Here is a 17,579-nt window from a genome sequence, read left to right on the forward strand (position 1 = left end):
ACCATTAGGTAAAAACCAGTCACACTATTATTGTGTGGCTGGTTTTTTAGGTTTGGGGCAATACACATCAATATCTCCTCCCCAATCCACTCGCCAATTCAAGGAATAGACAATGAAAACCTTACTTTCACTTTCAGCATTATGTATCGCACTGCTCAGTTCAGGCGTTCACGCTTCTGAGCGTGCTGAGACAGGGTGGGAATTAATAGAGAAAGGCGCATTAGTGGTTGATGTCAGAACACCAGCAGAGTTCGAACAAGGGCATCTAAACAACGCCATCAACTACCCTCTTTCTGAAGTGGCTACTCACTTCGCTAAGATAGATAAAGACCAACCGATCGTTTTGTATTGCCGCAGTGGCAATCGATCAGGACAAGCCTATCAATTCTTGCGAGCTCAAGGGTTTACTCAAATCCATAACGCAGGTGGGTTGATTGAAATGCAGGAAAGTAAATAACTAAAAACAAACGATTAACGACTAGCGATTATGCCAAGCTTAACGGATCATCTGTTTGGCTTGGTTAATCGAATGAATAATCGAAACGCGATCAATCCCCTTTTGATTGGAGTCGAGGATTTGAATCCATGCATCAATCGCTTGTTGATAACGCATGCTAATGAAGTGATCGGTCGCAATCAGCATCAATGCCGTACGATCATTGGGATCAAGCTGCATGGAGTGATCCAGTAACGCATTCACATCATCGCTCATCGCTTGTGAACTAAGATAGTAAAGTGCCGTTGCTTTGGCTGCATAGAGGCCCGAAGGTGCTTGAGGATCTAACCGAATCGCATAGTCGTAGCAGGTGAACGCTGCATCAAATTCCCCTTTCTGCATATACACACCACCAAGCTTAAACCACAAGTCGGATTGATTCGGATCTTGTTTGAGGCTTTGCTGAAGCTCATCTTGGAAATCTGTTGCCGTGTAACTATTGTTATCATCTAAAGGAAGTTGAGGTATCTCTTGTTTCAGTTGAGACCAAACAAGCACGCTCAAAGCGACCGCAGTAATCGAAATCACTACATTGCTTTTTAGATGACTGCTGTTTTTGTTCGCCGCAATGACGACCACAATCAAAAACAAGCTCATTAGTACCAACGCAACCAACAACCAGATGTCCATTCCACACTCCTTTCTATCCACTCCCTACTCTATCGTTTTCATCTCTCCTCTATATTGATCAAGGTTTAGCTATCGAGATTTTATCGATCACGGCTCTGTTATAAAGTCACACCAAGCTCCACAAATAACAGGTAATAAAAAACCGAGCCCTTAGGCTCGGTTTTTTCAATGGTAAGCTTAATTACTTAGCGTAATAGAGATTACTCAGTGTCTTGCTCGCTATCACTTTCAGAGTCAGAAGCATCTGATGCTTGCTCTTCACTTGATTCAGCAACTTCAGCGTTGATAGTTTCAGCACCAGCTTCTTCAGCTTCGCCTTCTACAATCTCAGCTTCTTCTACTTCGTCGATACGTTGTAGACCTACAACATTCTCGTCTTCAGCAGTACGAATCAGTGTTACACCTTGAGTGTTACGACCAACTTGGCTAACTTCCGCTACGCGAGTACGAACTAGCGTACCTGCGTCGGTGATCATCATCATTTCATCGCCTTCTTCAACTTGAACAGCGCCAACAACTGGGCCATTACGTTCAGAGACTTTGATAGATACTACACCTTGCGTTGCACGGCCTTTCGTTGGGTATTCTGCTAGCTCAGTACGCTTACCGTAACCGTTTTCAGTCACAGTTAGGATATCGCCTTCGTTAGAAGGAACAATCAGTGAAACCACTTGATCGTCTTCTGGAAGCTTCATACCACGAACACCAGAGGCAGTACGGCCCATTGCTCGTACTTTGTCCTCGTTAAAGCGAACAACTTTGCCCGATTTAGAGAACAGCATGATGTCGCTATCACCGTTAGTGATATCAACGCCAATCAGTGAATCGTCGTCACGTAGGTTAACTGCGATTAGGCCGTTAGCACGTACGTTTGCGAATTGATCCAGTGATGTCTTCTTAACTGTACCGTCACCCGTTGCCATGAAGATGAATTTCTCGTTAGAGAACTCAGAAACTGGCAGGATAGCCGTAATACGTTCACCTTCCTCTAGAGGAAGAATGTTCACGATAGGCTTACCACGAGCAGTACGACTTGCTAATGGTAGTTGGTAAACTTTCAGGCGGTATGTCTTACCACGAGTAGAGAAACATAGGATGTTATCGTGAGTATTAGCAACAAGCAGACGCTCAATGTAATCCTCATCTTTCATCTTAGTTGCACTCTTACCTTTACCACCACGACGTTGAGATTCGTAGTCGCTTAGGATTTGGTACTTAACGTAACCTGCGTTAGAAAGCGTTACTACAACGTCTTCTTGAGCAATCAGCTCTTCCATGTCGATGTCATGAACTGCCGCTGTGATTTCTGTACGACGCTCGTCGCCATAGATTTCACGTACCGCTTCAAGTTCTTCACGGATAACTTCCATCAAACGCTCAGTGCTTGCAAGAATGTGCATTAGCTCAGCGATTTCTTCTAGAAGTGCTTTGTACTCGTCTAGAATCTTCTCGTGCTCAAGGCCAGTTAGGCGGTGAAGACGAAGTTCTAGAATAGCTTGTGCTTGTGTTTCCGTTAGGAAGTATTGGCCATCGCGGATACCGTATTGGTCTTCCAACCAATCAGGACGAGCCGCATCAGTACCAGCACGCTCAAGCATTGAAGCAACGTTACCAAGATCCCAACCGCGTGCAACTAAGCCAGCTTTTGCTTCAGCTGGTGTTGGAGCGTTACGGATAAGCTCAATGATTTCGTCGATGTTAGCAAGTGCTAGAGACAGTGCTTCAAGGATGTGTGCACGATCGCGCGCTTTCTTCAGTTCGAAGATAGTACGACGTGTCACAACTTCGCGACGGTGGTCTACGAAGCACTTAAGCATGTCTTTGATGTTGAACAACTGTGGTTGACCGTTGTTCAACGCAACCATGTTGATACCGAAAGTCGTTTGCAGTTGAGTTTGAGCGTATAGGTTGTTTAGAACCACTTCGCCTACTGCATCACGCTTACATTCAATAACAATACGCATACCATCTTTATCAGATTCGTCACGCAGTGCACTGATGCCTTCTACTTTCTTATCTTTAACCAGTTCAGCAATCTTCTCGATCAAACGAGCTTTGTTTACTTGGTAAGGGATCTCAGTAACGATAATGGTTTCTTTACCATTCTTCTCTACTTCGATATCCGCTTTTGAACGCATGTAAACCTTACCGCGGCCAGTCTTATAAGCATCAACGATGCCTTTACGACCACTGATAAGTGCTGCTGTTGGGAAGTCAGGACCAGGAATGTAGTCCATTAGCTCATCAATAGTGATCTCTTCATTATTGATGTAAGCCAAACAGCCATCAACAACTTCACCAAGGTTATGTGGTGGAATGTTGGTAGCCATACCTACTGCGATACCAGAAGCACCGTTTACCAATAGGTTAGGAATTTTTGTAGGAAGTACTGCTGGAATTTGTTCTGTACCATCGTAGTTCGGTACGTAATCCACAGTTTCCTTATCAAGGTCAGCCAGTAGCTCGTGAGCAATTTTCGCCATACGAACTTCGGTATAACGCATTGCAGCCGCGGAGTCGCCATCGATAGAACCAAAGTTACCTTGGCCATCAACTAGCATGTAACGCAGTGAGAACGGTTGAGCCATACGAACAATTGTATCGTATACAGCACTATCACCATGCGGGTGGTATTTACCGATTACATCACCTACTACACGAGCAGACTTTTTATATGGTTTGTTCCAATCATTACCTAGTACATTCATCGCGAACAAAACGCGGCGGTGTACTGGTTTTAGGCCATCACGCACATCTGGAAGGGCACGACCAACGATGACGGACATCGCGTAGTCTAGGTATGAACCTCTAAGCTCATCTTCAATATTTACGGGCGTGATCTCTTTCGCTAGATCGCTCATAGAGCCATTTTCCCTCTATAGTCAGATCGTATTTTTGAATACGTATAAGACCGAAAAATATAACACAAATTTACCTACGGAGGCATCACTTTCCCTCTCCTTTTACCATCTTGTGACCCTTGTAGCCAATCAATTGATGAGAAATTGCACCTCCGCATCATATCTTGCTGAAACATGGTCACTTTACATCCAATAAACTAGCAAAATTGTAGATCTTCTGGTCAGCGCGAAAAGGCAAGTTATAATGCCTGCAATTTCATGGATGCATTATTTAACTTGGAAATGCCGATTATGACTAAATCACAGAACGTAGACCCAGCAGAAATCAAGAAATTCGAAGACATGGCGTCACGCTGGTGGGATCTAGAAGGCGAATTTAAGCCGCTACATCAAATCAACCCACTGCGCCTAAATTACGTATTAGAGAAGACGGAAGGCCTATTTGGCAAGAAAGTCCTCGATGTTGGCTGCGGCGGCGGTATTCTTGCAGAAAGCATGGCGGTAGAAGGCGCGATAGTGACTGGCCTAGACATGGGTAAAGAACCGCTAGAAGTTGCGCGTCTTCACGCATTGGAAACTGGCACCAAGCTCGATTACATCCAGAGCACTATCGAAGACCACGCAGAACAAAACCCACAGACGTACGATGTGGTAACGTGCATGGAAATGCTTGAACACGTTCCAGACCCGCAATCTGTTATCACTGCCTGTTCGAAATTGGTCAAACCGGGCGGCCACGTGTTCTTTTCTACATTGAACCGTAACTTCAAATCTTACTTGTTTGCGATTGTTGGTGCAGAGAAGCTATTGAAGATCGTTCCAGAAGGCACTCATGAGCACGAGAAGTTCATTCGCCCTGCTGAACTTATCAAGATGGTCGATAACACGCCGCTGCAAGAATTAGGGATTACAGGGCTGCACTACAACCCTCTTACGGACACTTATCGTTTAGGCACAAATGTAGACGTAAACTACATCGTCCACACGCAAAACTTTGGCTAAAAAATATCGGTAGCCCTACCGTAAAACCTTTTGTAAAAAAGACGAATGAAAAGAGTTGCAATTACCATAACTTTGCGACTTTTTTCAGTCTAAATTTCGTGCGCTAGCTTCCATTTTGACCACCTCGATTTAAATTTAATCGCCCAAAATCCATTGCCCATTTTGCTCAAAGATCAAGGGATTTTTTTTTATGGGCGTGCAAAAATAAAGCATCATTAAAAGCCGACTTTTATACAATCAAGTCACATCTAACCTCATCAGTTAGTGGTCACTTACAGTTTTTTTTCAATCCACCACTTATCCACAAGCAACCCCATTTCTTTACCTTGAAAAATATCAGTTGTAGCACTATCTTGTAACCCAACAAACAAATGACCCCTATATGTTGTGTTTGAACTACAATGTATGGGTAGACCAAGATCACAAAGCCGAAACGTAATTTACAAAAATTACAAAGAAATACACAAAAACACGGCCTTGTTCAGTTTTGTTAGGGAAATTAAGCAGAATGAACCAACAACTTACTGTTACCAAGCGTAACGGGCGCAAAGAAACGATCGATCTAGAGAAGATCCATCGCGTGATTACATGGGCAGCTGAAGGCTTGCACAATGTTTCTGTATCACAAGTAGAATTGAAAGCTCACATTCAGTTTTACGATGGCATCACCACTACTGACATTCATGAAACTATCATCAAGTCAGCAGCGGATTTAATCTCTGAAGAGACTCCTGATTACCAATATCTAGCAGCACGTCTGTCTGTATTCCACCTACGTAAAAAAGCGTACGGCGAATACGAGCCGCCTGCACTGTATGACCACGTTGCAAAACTGGTTGATATGGGTAAATACGATAGCCACCTTATGGAAGACTACACGAAAGCTGAATTCGAAGAGCTTGACGAGTACATCGACCACAAACGTGACTTAGACTTCTCTTACGCAGCGGTTAAGCAGCTCGAAGGTAAATACTTCGTGCAAAACCGTGTAACGAAAGAAATCTACGAGAGTGCTCAGTTCCTTTACATTTTAGTTGCTGCGTGTCTATTCGCTAAATACCCGAAATCGACTCGTCTTGACTACATCAAACGTTTTTACGACGCATCGTCTACGTTTAAGATTTCTCTACCTACACCGATCATGTCTGGTGTACGTACGCCTACTCGTCAATTCAGTTCTTGTGTACTGATCGAGTGTGGTGACAGCCTTGATTCAATCAACGCAACAGCAAGCTCAATTGTTCGTTACGTATCTCAACGTGCTGGTATTGGTATCAACGCAGGTCGTATCCGTGCGCTTGGTTCTGAAATCCGTAATGGTGAAGCGTTCCACACGGGCTGTATCCCTTTCTACAAATACTTCCAGACAGCAGTAAAATGTTGTTCTCAAGGTGGTGTTCGTGGCGGTGCAGCAACAGTGTTCTACCCACTATGGCACGGTGAAGTTCAGTCTCTATTAGTACTGAAAAACAACCGCGGCGTTGAAGAGAACCGTGTTCGTCACATGGATTACGGCGTACAACTGAACAAGCTTATGTACTCTCGCCTAGTTCAAGGTGGCAACATCAGCCTGTTCTCACCTTCAGACGTACCTGGCCTTTACGATGCGTTCTTCGAAAACCAAGACCGTTTTGAAGAGCTATACGTTAAGTACGAAAACGATCCTTCAGTGAAGCGTGAAACGGTTAAAGCCGTTGAGCTGTTCTCTCTGCTAATGCAAGAGCGTGCTTCTACTGGTCGTATCTACATTCAGAACGTTGACCACTGTAATACACACAGCCCGTTTGATTCTGAAGTTGCACCTGTTCGTCAATCGAACCTATGTCTAGAAATCGCGCTTCCTACTAAGCCACTTTCTAACGTAGAAGATGACGAAGGCGAAATTGCACTATGTACGCTTTCAGCATTCAACCTTGGCGCAATCAATGAACTAGACGACCTAGCAGAGCTTTCTGAGCTGGTTGTTCGTGCTCTAGATGCACTGCTTGATTACCAAGACTACCCGCTTCCAGCTGCATACAAGTCGACAATGAACCGTCGTACTTTAGGTGTAGGTGTAATCAACTACGCATACTACCTAGCTAAGAATGGTGTTAAGTACTCTGATGGCAGCGCGAATGGCCTGACTCATCGTACTTTTGAAGCAATTCAATACCACTTGCTAAAAGCATCTGTTGAACTAGCGAAAGAGCAAGGTCGTTGCCCATCTTTCCACGAGACCAACTACGCGAAAGGCCTACTGCCAATCGATACTTACAAAAAAGATATCGACTTAGTATGTGAAGAGCCACTGCACTACGATTGGGATTCTCTACGTGAAGAGATCATGGAGCACGGTCTGCGTAACTCTACGCTAACAGCGCTTATGCCTTCTGAGACATCGTCTCAAATCTCGAACGCGACTAACGGTATCGAGCCACCACGTGGTTACGTATCAGTGAAAGCATCGAAAGACGGCATCCTGAAGCAAGTGGTTCCAGATTTCCTAAATCTTAAAGAGAACTACGAGCTACTTTGGAACATTGGTTCTAACGACGGTTACCTACACCTAGTGGGTATCATGCAAAAATTCGTTGACCAAGCTATCTCTGCAAACACTAACTATGATCCAAGTGTTTACGACAGCGGTAAAGTACCAATGAAGAAGCTGCTTCAAGACCTACTAACAGCGTACAAGTACGGTGTTAAGACGCTTTACTACCATAACACTCGTGATGGTGCTAAAGACGACCAAGGCGATGCAGTTCAAGTGCCGGAAGAAGATTGTGAAGGCGGCGGTTGTAAGATCTAAACCGCAATAAACATTAAGACCCCAGAGAAGCGTTATCTTCTCTGGGTTTAAAGCATTAACAGGGTCCGTTTTATTACGGGTCTTTAAAGGATTTGAGGCATTTATGGCTTACAGTACTTTTTCTCAGCAAAAAAATGACCAACTAAAAGAACCAATGTTCTTGGGTCAGTCGGTAAACGTTGCACGTTACGACCAACAAAAATTCGAAATCTTCGAAAAGTTGATCGAGAAGCAGCTTTCTTTCTTCTGGCGTCCAGAAGAAGTAGACGTGTCTAGCGACCGTATCGACTACAACAAGCTTCCTGAGCATGAAAAGCACATCTTCATCTCTAACTTGAAGTACCAAACGCTTCTAGATTCTATCCAAGGCCGCAGCCCTAACGTTGCCCTACTTCCACTGGTATCTCTACCAGAAGTTGAAACTTGGATTGAAACTTGGTCTTTCTCTGAAACGATTCACTCTCGTTCTTACACGCACATCATCCGTAACATCGTGAACGATCCAGGCGTAGTATTCGACGACATCGTTGAAAACGAAGAGATTCTAAAGCGCGCTAAAGACATCGCTTTCTACTACGACGACCTAATCAAGCTAACGGCTGACTACCACCGCTACGGTGAAGGCAACCACAGCATCAACGGCGAAGACGTTAAGATTTCACTTCACGACCTGAAGAAGAAACTTTACCTATGTCTAATGTCTGTAAACGCACTCGAAGCGATTCGTTTCTACGTAAGTTTCGCATGTTCATTTGCATTCGCTGAACGTGAGCTAATGGAAGGTAACGCGAAGATCATCAAGCTAATCGCTCGTGATGAAGCACTTCACCTTACTGGTACACAGCACATGATCAACTTGCTACGTAACGGTCAAGATGACTTCGAATTCATGCAGATCGCTGAAGAATGTAAGCAAGAGTGTTTCGACCTATTCAAAGAAGCGGCTGAGCAAGAAAAAGAGTGGGCAGAATACCTATTCAAAGATGGCTCTATGATTGGTCTAAACAAAGACATACTTTGCCAATACGTTGAGTACATTACCAACATCCGTATGCAGGCTGTTGGTCTAGGTACTGCTTACCCAGCAGCAACGTCGAACCCGATTCCATGGATCAACGCTTGGTTGTCTTCAGATAACGTTCAAGTTGCTCCACAAGAAGCAGAAATCAGTTCTTACCTAGTTGGCCAAATCGACAACGAAGTAAAAGCTGACGACTTTGAAGGATTTGAGCTGTAATGCCAACAATCAAAATCAACAAGCTGACTTCTATTGAATCTAACCCTTCAAACACTCTATTGGAAACAATGGAACAAGCGGGGTTAGAGCCAGAATACAACTGCCGAGATGGCCACTGTGGCGCTTGCCGTTGCACGTTGGATTCTGGAGAGGTCGAGTACGTTGGTTTTGCTATGGCTTACACGCAAGGTAATGAAATATTGCCTTGCATCTGTAAAGCAAAGACTGAGCTATCGCTGAGTAACGTTATTCATAGAAACAAGCAAAAACGCGCATAAGCCAACTGGCTTTAGGTCGCTTTGTTCGAATATCTTCAATAAGAATTAAAAAGGGTCCGCTTCCTTTAGGAATGCGGACCCTTTTCTATTTATGTCTTTAGGTATCGTAAGACGACTCGTCTATTGCTCAACCAAAGTCTTCCTGTTGGCTTGCGTCATACAAAGCCAAACGTTTATTGCCGAGTCAGGTTAAGAGTCACAGAGCCAATATAACAAGCGCTTCGGCACTCTCCACAGCCGTTACACTTATCTTTGTCCACTGTAGGCAACTCTCCTACTTCGATGTGTATCGCACCTGCTGAACACGCAGTTTGGCATGCTGAACAATCCATTTGCATGTAATTATTGCAGCTATCAGCAAAACTCGGCTTGAGGTCGATATAAGGTGTGACCGTTGGATGAAGTGCGCCAGTCGGACACACTTCAGTGCATTTGTTACACATAGAACAACTGTTGTAATCCAAATTCAGCAGCGCACTGCCCTCTAGCATTTCAATAACGCTATTCGGACACGCTTGCTCACACAGCTCACAACCGTCGCAAAGACACTCAAACAGCACCTCGTCGACCGCTCTTGGCGGCCTTGCGTGCAAGCGCTGTGATATCTCTTCATAATTCGCGGCTGCTTTAACCGGTTTAGAAAGTCGAGTTAAGAAACCGCGTCTATTTGAATTTATTTGTTCAGACATTAGTCGATATATAACTTTTTAGTAGCAACGTTTAAATTATATTCAGATGTTAAATACTTAAACCAATCTATTACATCACTTGATAGCTGCTTATAAAATGATAAATCTGATGCTGTATTTAATTTATCCAAATAAACAGAAGACCAAGGTAATAAATGGCACTCAAGTAATTCACTGGCTGAATTAATATTATTATTTTCTAACAAATATGCATGGGCGAATAGCATTAAACCAAACTGATCCTCTGGCTCTCTTAATCCTGTGTCCAACTCAATCTGATTCAACTCTAAGAACTGGCGATATTCCACAGTCGACGCGCCGAATACAACACGGTCTTTATCTAGGTATACAGAGCCCCAAGGTGGAGCTGGCATGTCTCCAACGCCTTCAAACAAGCGACTAAATTCCGCAGACAAGGCGATTTCCTGCTCACTTCTCAGTGCCAGCAGACATTCTTCTGATAGAACTTCACTCTCAACCAAGGCTTCGACAATGGTTAACAACTGTTCTTTATTTATCGCTTTATAAAATAGCGAACCCAACAGTTTGTGCGTATCGATAATCATTATTATTTATACCGTAATAGGTTTTAAAGATAATTATATTAATTAAACCATTCCATTCTTTGATCTAATTTATACATTCAATTCATAAGATTTAAATTTCATACTTATTTGATACCTATCAATCAATATTTAAATATTAAAAGACAAAAACAAAACTACCTATAAAGTGCTCATAGACTGAACCTTAAGCATTAAGACCAGCATAAATCCCGTCTAACGTGATGTTTTTCTTTGACTTCCTCTGGGCGGACTTTTGTGCGTTCTTAAATATATAGCTAGAGGCCCATTCCAGTTTATTACCTATTTCTGACCATGCCTTGTGGCTGATACATTCAAATATGGGCAACAGCCACACATCCACATTTTTTGCCGCCTTAAACAGCGAGACCGATGGCATTATCTGAAGCGCAGTACTGCGCCTGATGATCAGCGAGAGTAAACTGGCCCAGATAAGCCCATCAACGATGGCCTTTTGTGCGGTGACAAATCGTTGCCAGTTTGTGTGAGATTTTAATTCTTTAAAAAGCAACTCCACCTGCCATCGACAGCGGTAGATCGCCATTATGTCATCAGCAGTATAGGTACCTGAAGGCAAGTTAGTTAACCAAATACAGAATCGCTTTTCTTCTGCAAACCAACGTCTTACCACTCTAAATTCTTGCTTACCACTACGAACTTTAAGGTCGAGTACCTGTGAGCGATTAGTACCTCGAGTGATGTCTTTGAGCTTCTTTCCTTCTAGTTTAGATAAATGCCGGCCCTGACCGTTTCTCGCTTCTATAACATGAGGATTCAGGGACTTTGCTCCTCGAAAATATAGAAACCACCATACAGTTCAAGCTCAGTAAAGAATTGGAAGTCAGGGTACCCTGCGTCAGCCAACAACAATTTGTTACTCATTGTTTTGGGGCGGGCAAAAGTCTCTTTCTGATGCTGTATCAGCGCTGATGCTCATTGCGACTGGAGAAAAGCTTTTTAAAGACATTGTCATATGGCATTCAACTGCGGCTGGATTGCGTTTAAATCGGCTCGGGTAAACGTTCGAAAGGTCACGATGAATGTGGAAAGAGCTACCATCTTGAAGCAGCACATCATCAAAGGTGGCGAGTTTATCTGGTAGGTTGGCACTCTGCTGGCGAGCAAACTGAGCTATCGCTCGCATGGCCAATTGGCGCATGAATATCGGAAATTCTTCTTTTCTTAACTGGTTATGGTAGGGCTTATAAGCCACAGTATCTTTAGCGCTTAAGCACATCCCATTGAATTGCCTTAGTAAATCGGCAATAGATGAGCAGTTTCCTTTGCTCAAAGCGGCCACTAGGCTTACTACTAGCTGGTCGGGTAAGATAGCCCGACATCGCTTCATAAGTCCTGTACTTTTCGCCATTTTTTGAAGGCTATCAGCATTAAAGAATTGCTTAAACTGCTTTTGTAGGGAGATAATCGTCATCGGCTTCACGGTTGATATGGGTGGTTTGTTTGGCGACGATTATCTGATCATAAATGAAGCCTTTTTTCTATCTAAGTAAATAGCTTAGAGCTTAAGATCCTGTCTATGAATAATTTATAGCTTTTCCTAAGAAAACCTTAGGTTTAACATTATTAATATTAGTGAAAAGGCGAATTGCTCCAAATTCAACCATAGACCAGTTTGTAAATAATGCAGTGTCTTTTTATGACAACAAGGGATAGAAATATGACGAAAATCGCAATGTTAAGCACAGGTGAAGAAGTTCTTCATGGAGACATTGTAGATACAAACGCAGCTTGGATGTCTGCTGAGTTTTATCAGCATGGTTTTGCTCTTGCTAAGCGCTCAACTGTGGGTGATCAAATGAATGCTCTTGTTGAAGAACTGCTGATGCTGAGCTTTAACTATGATGTGGTTATCGTTAATGGTGGTTTAGGCCCGACAACCGATGATATGAGTGCAGCAGCTGCGGCCGCTGCCTCAGAGCAGAAACTCATTATGTTCCCTGAATGGCTGGCGCGTATGGAAGAGATGTTTTCCGGGCGTGGTATGCCGATGCCTGATAGCAACCTAAAGCAGGCTTTGCTGCCAGCAAACTCGGAAATCGTCGATAACCCTGTCGGCACTGCATGTGGCTTCAAACTTAAGATTAACGATGCGACTTTTTATTTCACACCTGGAGTACCCAGTGAATTTAAGCGCATGGTGAGCTTTGAAATTATCCCTGACCTAGCTCGTACTTATCCTCAAGTGGTCGCTTCTGAATGCAGCAGGTTGTTTACCTTTGGTTTGTCCGAATCTGGCATCTCAGACGTGTTAGACCAGCTGAAATTGCCTCAAGGTTATGAATTGGGTTACCGCTCTTATCTGCCGTTTATTGAAGTGAAACTATTTGGGCCTAAGTCGGATTTAGAAACTCGCGTTAAGCTGCTGCAAATGGTGTACAAGCTGTTGGAAAGCAACGTTGTCAGTGTTGATGAGCCGATGATCGATCATATCGGCCACATTATGGCTGAGAGAAAGAAGACGCTGTCGGTATCGGAAGTGTCAACTAAAGGTGCGCTATCGGCTTGGCTGCAATCGAATGAGCAAGTTGAAGATTGCTTCGGCCACTCTTGGGTTATGGCGGAGCCAAAAGAGAGTGAGCTTGAAAAGAGCGATCCACTAGCGGCGACGTTTGCACTGGCTGGTGCCACAAGAGAAAAGTGCGGCACAGAGTTAGCCTTAGTAACGGGTAAGTTAGAGGGTAATACTTTTAGTATTGCGTTGTCGAGCGAAGCAGGCGAGTGGGGGCAAGTGCTGGAGTTCTACCGTCAATACAAGCGTGAAGATGCACGTACCATAATCAAAACCGTAGCAGCCGATATGCTGAGAAGGCACCTAGACAACAAACCGATGTTTGGCACTTACTCTTCGGTTAAGCGATTGAAAGACATGTTTATTCCAGCAGCTATCATTAAGTAAGTATGTAAGCGAACTCGTTAAGTCTGTACTAAAAACGCTAGAAAAAACGCAATAAAAAGGCCCAACATCTAAATAGGTGTTGGGCCTTTTGTTTATCTAGCCTTCTAGATAACCAAACAAGCAGTGATGTTTACACGTAATGCGTGATTACAAACCGCTTGTCATATGTAGACTGTAGAACAAACCACGGCCGATTAACTCTGAAGCCAAGAACAGTACTAGTGCTAAGCCAAGGTTAACTGGGTTCACTTTTGCTTTGTTCAGCATAGGTAGAATCCAAATCAACAAGCTTGTCATCAGCAGCGCCACTTGAAGAATTACATAGCTACCTAAACCATCGACTAACTCAGACGCTTTTGCAGCTGAAGTTTGGATGTCACCGATTAGGTTCAGTTTTCCTACTGTCACAAGCAAGCTGATCGCAACAGCAATCACAGCCAGCATGGTGATGTTACGGTCAACCGTAAAGCGACTGTCGTTAGCGAATATAATCACGAATTGAGACAGCAATAAACCGCCCACAACCATCGTCATGATGAAGCTCAGTGGTGTGTAGATGTTGTCCCACGTAGGTACTGTGTTGATCATGTATACGTTGATCATCGCGTACATGAAGATTGCACCCAACACCATCGCGCCAACCATCAGTGCTTTCTGGATAGCTACGCCACCTTTCTTAACCACAGACAGTAACCATTGAAGACCACCTACTGCGAAGAATGCCGCACCGAAAAATACTTCGTTAGACAGCCAAGCTGAGCCTAGTTGGTTAAAAGCGTTAAACGCGCGCAGTGGAGAGCCAAGGTGCGTTGTCGAGAACATGAAGCCAAGCCCCATCAGTGCCCATAGAATGAACATTGGAACCTTGTAGCTGTTTAGTTTCTCTTCGTCATGACCAAGTACCAGTGCGCGAGCACTAATAAGTAAGTAACCACCAACTGCAGTTTGCGCCAGCACCGTAAAGAAGATTAAAGACCACTCATGAAAAATCATCTTACACCTCCTTCGGGTTTGCTAGGTGACCACTGGTATCGCCAGTCGGCTTCGCGTTTTTGTTCAGCTTAATCACGATGTTCGGTAGCGTTTCTGTTGAAGATGGCAGTGGAGCCACATCCGCACCAGAGCCGTACTTCTCGCGAAGTGTATTGATTTCACCAAACTCCAATGCACGAAGTGGGCAAGATTCAACACAGATAGGCTGTTTGCCTTCAGAAACACGTTGGTAACAACCATCGCATTTAGTCATGTGACCTTTCTTAGCATTGTATTGTGGTGCGCCGTAAGGACACGCATTGCTGCAGTGCTGACAACCAATACAAACGCTCTCATCAACCACAACCAAACCGTCTTCATCACGTTTGTGCATCGCGCCCGAAGGACACACTTTCACACACGCTGGGTTAGTACAGTGGTTACAAGCGATAGACAGGTAGTAAGAAAAGACATCTTTCTGAACCCAGGTATCACCATCTTGAGTGAAGCCACCACCTGCGTATTCGTATACGCGACGGTAGTTCGTTTTGATGTCTAGATCGTTATAATCTTTACAAGCAAGCTGACAGGTTTTACAACCCGTGCATTTACTTGAATCAATGTAAAAGCCGTATTGTTTCATTCCAACCTACCTTATGCTTTCTTTAGCGCTTTGATTTGAACTAGGTTTGTATGCTGAGGGTTACCCTTAGCAAGTGGGCTCGGGCGCTGAGTCGTCAACACGTTGATAGAGCCTGCATGGTCGATCTTCTGACCATCCGGTGCGTACCATGCACCTTCGCCTAGTGCGACAACTCGAGGAAGAATCCTTGGTGTCACTTTCGCTGGAATGTGAACTTCGCCACGGTCGTTGAAAATACTCACCATGTCGCCGCTTTCAATACCACGTTCTTTTGCATCGATTGGGTTAATCCACAACTCTTGCGGTGCTGCTGCTTTGATTTCTGCAACGTTGCCGTAAGTTGAGTGCGTACGAGCCTTGTAGTGGAAACCAGTTAGCTGAAGCGGGTACTTTTCTGCGAGTGGATCGTTATGGCCTTCGAAAGAGTCCGCGTAAATAGGAAGTGGGTGAATCACTTCGTCTTCTTTCAGTTTCCAAGTCTTCGCGATATCAGCCAGTTGCTCTGAGTAGATCTCGATCTTGCCACTTGGTGTGGTCAGTGGATTCGCTTCAGGATCTTTGCGGAAGTCTTCGTAAGCGATGTAGTGATGGTCGTAGCTACGTTTGTAGATACCCAGCTCTTTCATCTCTTCGAAGGTTGGCAGGGTTGGATCGTTCTTACGAGTTTCTGCGTACAGGTGCTCAATCCATTGCTCTTGAGTACGGCCTTCGGTGAACTCTTTTTCTACGCCCATGCGTTTAGCAAGCTCAGTACACATCTCGTAGATAGATTTCGCTTCAAACTGAGGCTCAATCGCTTTCTGCGCGTAGATGAAGTAAGGCATGTTCGATGCTTTACCATCCATACACCAGTCGTCTTGCTCAGACGTTGTTAAGTCTGGCAGGATGATATCGGCGTATTTTGCTGAAGAAGTCATATGGTTATCAACCACGACAATCATTTCACACGCACTTTCATCTTGAAGAATCGCGTGTGTCTTGTTGATGTCTGAGTGCTGGTTGATGATGCAGTTACCTGCGTAGTTCCAGATCATCTTGATTGGGTTCTTAAGGCGCTCTGCACCGCGAACACCATCAGTGATGTCGGTCATTTCATGATGACGGTAAATTGCGTCTGTCCACATAAACATTGAAATAGACGTTTCAACTGGGTTTGGCACAGTAGGGAAGCGAACAAACGGAATATTGATGTCGCTTTCACGAGCACCTGTTGAACCGCCTGATACACCGACAGAACCGGTTAGTAGTGACAGCATCGCGATTGCACGACACGCTAGCTCACCGTTCGCAGTGCGTTGTAAGCCCCAACCTTGGTGAATCGCACATGGTTTCGCTGTGCCCATTTCACGGCCAAGCTTAACGATGGTATCTACTGGAATACCCGTGATCTTAGAAGCCCACTGTGGTGTCTTTTCTACGCCATCTTCACCTAAACCTAGGATGTAAGATTTGTAGTCGCTGTTTTTAGGCGCTGATGCAGGCAGAGTTTTCTCGTCGTAACCTACGCAGTATTTGTCTAGGAACGGTTGATCGACAAGGTCTTCCGTGATCATTACGTGTGCAAGACCCGCTACCAATGCCGCATCTGTAGAAGGACGAATTGGAATCCATTGATCTTCACGGCCACCGGCAGTATCGGTGTATCGTGGGTCGATGATGATCGTTCTTGCGTTCGATTTGTTTTTGCTTTCTACATAGTGGTGGATTAGACCGCCGCCAGACATACGTGTCTCGGCAGGGTTGTTACCAAATTGGATGTTAAGCTTGGTGTTCTCTAGGTCAGAGAAAGAGTTGTTGTTTGCCCAACCACCGTAGGTGTAGCTCAAGCCTTTCGCGATTTGCGCTGTTGAGTAGTCACCGTAATGGTTTAGGTAACCACCACTTAGGTTCATTAGACGAGCAATTAGCGTTTGTGCTGGTGGCCAAGATTTAGTAACCGTACCGCCAAGGGTGCCTGTACCATAGTTTAGGTAGATAGTGTCGTTGCCATAGTCTTTGATAAGGCGTTGCATAGTACCAGCGACTTCATCATAAGCCTCTTCCCAGCTAATGCGTTTAAATTTGCCTTCACCACGTTTACCAACACGTTTCATTGGGTATTTCAGGCGATCTGGGTTGTAAACACGGCGGCGCATAGAGCGACCACGTAGACACGCACGAACTTGGTGATGACCATATTCGTCAGTACCTGTGTTGTCTGTTTCTACGTATTTGATTTCACCGTTTTGTACATGCATACGTAAAGGGCAGCGAGAGCCACAGTTTACAGTACATGCACTCCATACGATTTTCTCATCCACATTCTCAGCAACTGCAGCCGCTACTGGTTTGGATTTGAAAGGTAAAGCGATACCGCCCGCGAGTGCGGCTGCACTACCTACCGCAGAAGAAGCTTTCATGAAGCCTCTTCGAGTAAGGTTCATTCATAGACAGGATCTTAAGCTCTAAGCTATTTATTTAGATAGAAAAAAGGCTTCAT

General features: G+C 44.4%; 13 protein-coding genes and 1 pseudogene. 6 read left to right on the plus strand and 8 right to left on the minus strand.

Translation table 11 applies throughout. The annotated features are described in order from the left end of the window. Nucleotides 1–112: 112 nt before the first annotated feature. Entirely contained in the window at nt 113–457 is a 345-nt protein-coding gene (locus OCV19_RS09835; RefSeq protein ID WP_065677615.1) for a rhodanese-like domain-containing protein, read from the plus strand. A 39-nt stretch (nt 458–496) separates the two neighbouring features. Here the strand turns inward: OCV19_RS09835 and OCV19_RS09840 are convergent, their stop codons facing one another. Both OCV19_RS09840 and gyrA read right to left on the minus strand, forming a co-directional pair. Next, on the minus strand, nt 497–1,126 hold the full coding sequence (locus OCV19_RS09840) for a TPR domain-containing protein (protein ID WP_065677614.1): 630 nt from the start codon (nt 1,124–1,126) through the stop codon (nt 497–499). A 200-nt stretch (nt 1,127–1,326) separates the two neighbouring features. Further along, complete coding sequence (gene gyrA / locus OCV19_RS09845) at nt 1,327–3,987, minus strand: DNA topoisomerase (ATP-hydrolyzing) subunit A (RefSeq protein WP_048613586.1); 2,661 nt, start codon at nt 3,985–3,987, stop codon at nt 1,327–1,329. 258 nt (nt 3,988–4,245) lie between these two features. On the opposite strand from gyrA, the gene ubiG reads away from it, so the two are divergent. From ubiG to yfaE, 4 genes are all read left to right on the plus strand, one after another. Next, on the plus strand, nt 4,246–4,989 hold the full coding sequence (gene ubiG / locus OCV19_RS09850; RefSeq protein WP_170926849.1) for a bifunctional 2-polyprenyl-6-hydroxyphenol methylase/3-demethylubiquinol 3-O-methyltransferase UbiG: 744 nt from the start codon (nt 4,246–4,248) through the stop codon (nt 4,987–4,989). Nucleotides 4,990–5,497: 508 nt separating this feature from the next. Continuing rightward, nucleotides 5,498–7,780 (plus strand): class 1a ribonucleoside-diphosphate reductase subunit alpha, encoded by a 2,283-nt coding sequence (nrdA, locus tag OCV19_RS09855; RefSeq protein ID WP_017060992.1) that lies wholly within the window; start codon nt 5,498–5,500, stop codon nt 7,778–7,780. Between the two features lie 103 nt (nt 7,781–7,883). Next, a complete protein-coding gene (gene nrdB, locus OCV19_RS09860) occupies nt 7,884–9,017 on the plus strand; it encodes a class Ia ribonucleoside-diphosphate reductase subunit beta (protein ID WP_017063554.1) in 1,134 nt (377 codons plus the stop codon). Further along, nucleotides 9,017–9,295 carry a class I ribonucleotide reductase maintenance protein YfaE gene (yfaE, locus tag OCV19_RS09865; protein WP_010438115.1) on the plus strand — a complete coding sequence of 93 codons (279 nt, stop codon included), beginning with the start codon at nt 9,017–9,019 and terminating at the stop codon, nt 9,293–9,295. Before nrdB ends, yfaE begins: the two co-directional genes overlap by 1 nt. Nucleotides 9,296–9,468: 173 nt before the next feature. Here the strand turns inward: yfaE and napF are convergent, their stop codons facing one another. The 3 genes and pseudogenes from napF to OCV19_RS09880 all read right to left on the minus strand — a co-directional run bounded on the left by napF (nt 9,469) and on the right by OCV19_RS09880 (nt 12,000). Then, nucleotides 9,469–9,984 (minus strand): ferredoxin-type protein NapF, encoded by a 516-nt coding sequence (gene napF, locus OCV19_RS09870; protein WP_065677612.1) that lies wholly within the window; start codon nt 9,982–9,984, stop codon nt 9,469–9,471. Further along, entirely contained in the window at nt 9,984–10,550 is a 567-nt protein-coding gene (locus tag OCV19_RS09875) for a molecular chaperone TorD family protein (protein WP_065677611.1), read from the minus strand. The genes napF and OCV19_RS09875 overlap by 1 nt, the downstream gene beginning before the upstream one ends. A 184-nt stretch (nt 10,551–10,734) precedes the next feature. Beyond that, nucleotides 10,735–12,000: pseudogene (locus tag OCV19_RS09880) on the minus strand (IS4 family transposase). Nucleotides 12,001–12,246: 246 nt separating this feature from the next. Here OCV19_RS09880 and OCV19_RS09885 point away from each other — a divergent pair. Beyond that, on the plus strand, nt 12,247–13,485 hold the full coding sequence (locus OCV19_RS09885; RefSeq protein WP_065677524.1) for a CinA family nicotinamide mononucleotide deamidase-related protein: 1,239 nt from the start codon (nt 12,247–12,249) through the stop codon (nt 13,483–13,485). Nucleotides 13,486–13,632: 147 nt separating this feature from the next. On the opposite strand, the gene OCV19_RS09890 is transcribed toward OCV19_RS09885, so the two are convergent. From OCV19_RS09890 to OCV19_RS09900, 3 genes are read right to left on the minus strand one after another with little or no spacing between them, the layout of a single operon-like run. Next, the gene (locus OCV19_RS09890) at nt 13,633–14,478 is read right to left on the minus strand and encodes a dimethyl sulfoxide reductase anchor subunit family protein (RefSeq protein ID WP_065677525.1); all 846 of its coding nucleotides are present in this window, start codon (nt 14,476–14,478) and stop codon (nt 13,633–13,635) included. A 1-nt stretch (nt 14,479) separates the two neighbouring features. Beyond that, nucleotides 14,480–15,100: a DMSO/selenate family reductase complex B subunit gene (locus OCV19_RS09895; protein WP_004733360.1), complete on the minus strand. Its 621-nt coding sequence runs from the start codon at nt 15,098–15,100 to the stop codon at nt 14,480–14,482. An 11-nt stretch (nt 15,101–15,111) separates the two neighbouring features. Further along, nucleotides 15,112–17,523: a DmsA/YnfE/YnfF family dimethyl sulfoxide reductase gene (locus OCV19_RS09900; protein WP_065677526.1), complete on the minus strand. Its 2,412-nt coding sequence runs from the start codon at nt 17,521–17,523 to the stop codon at nt 15,112–15,114. Between the last annotated feature and the right edge of the window lie 56 nt (nt 17,524–17,579).

The sequence above is a fragment of the Vibrio celticus genome, assembly GCF_024347335.1.
GTDB lineage: Bacteria > Pseudomonadota > Gammaproteobacteria > Enterobacterales > Vibrionaceae > Vibrio > Vibrio celticus.

Bases quoted from the DNA above. Each gene is read 5' to 3' on its own strand.
- OCV19_RS09835 (WP_065677615.1), top strand. From the start codon at position 113: ATGAAAACCTTACTTTCACTTTCAGCATTATGTATCGCACTGCTCAGT.
- OCV19_RS09840 (WP_065677614.1), bottom strand. From the start codon at position 1,126: ATGGACATCTGGTTGTTGGTTGCGTTGGTACTAATGAGCTTGTTTTTG.
- gyrA (WP_048613586.1), bottom strand. From the start codon at position 3,987: ATGAGCGATCTAGCGAAAGAGATCACGCCCGTAAATATTGAAGATGAG.
- ubiG (WP_170926849.1), top strand. From the start codon at position 4,246: ATGGATGCATTATTTAACTTGGAAATGCCGATTATGACTAAATCACAG.
- nrdA (WP_017060992.1), top strand. From the start codon at position 5,498: ATGAACCAACAACTTACTGTTACCAAGCGTAACGGGCGCAAAGAAACG.
- nrdB (WP_017063554.1), top strand. From the start codon at position 7,884: ATGGCTTACAGTACTTTTTCTCAGCAAAAAAATGACCAACTAAAAGAA.
- yfaE (WP_010438115.1), top strand. From the start codon at position 9,017: ATGCCAACAATCAAAATCAACAAGCTGACTTCTATTGAATCTAACCCT.
- napF (WP_065677612.1), bottom strand. From the start codon at position 9,984: ATGTCTGAACAAATAAATTCAAATAGACGCGGTTTCTTAACTCGACTT.
- OCV19_RS09875 (WP_065677611.1), bottom strand. From the start codon at position 10,550: ATGATTATCGATACGCACAAACTGTTGGGTTCGCTATTTTATAAAGCG.
- OCV19_RS09885 (WP_065677524.1), top strand. From the start codon at position 12,247: ATGACGAAAATCGCAATGTTAAGCACAGGTGAAGAAGTTCTTCATGGA.
- OCV19_RS09890 (WP_065677525.1), bottom strand. From the start codon at position 14,478: ATGATTTTTCATGAGTGGTCTTTAATCTTCTTTACGGTGCTGGCGCAA.
- OCV19_RS09895 (WP_004733360.1), bottom strand. From the start codon at position 15,100: ATGAAACAATACGGCTTTTACATTGATTCAAGTAAATGCACGGGTTGT.
- OCV19_RS09900 (WP_065677526.1), bottom strand. From the start codon at position 17,523: ATGAACCTTACTCGAAGAGGCTTCATGAAAGCTTCTTCTGCGGTAGGT.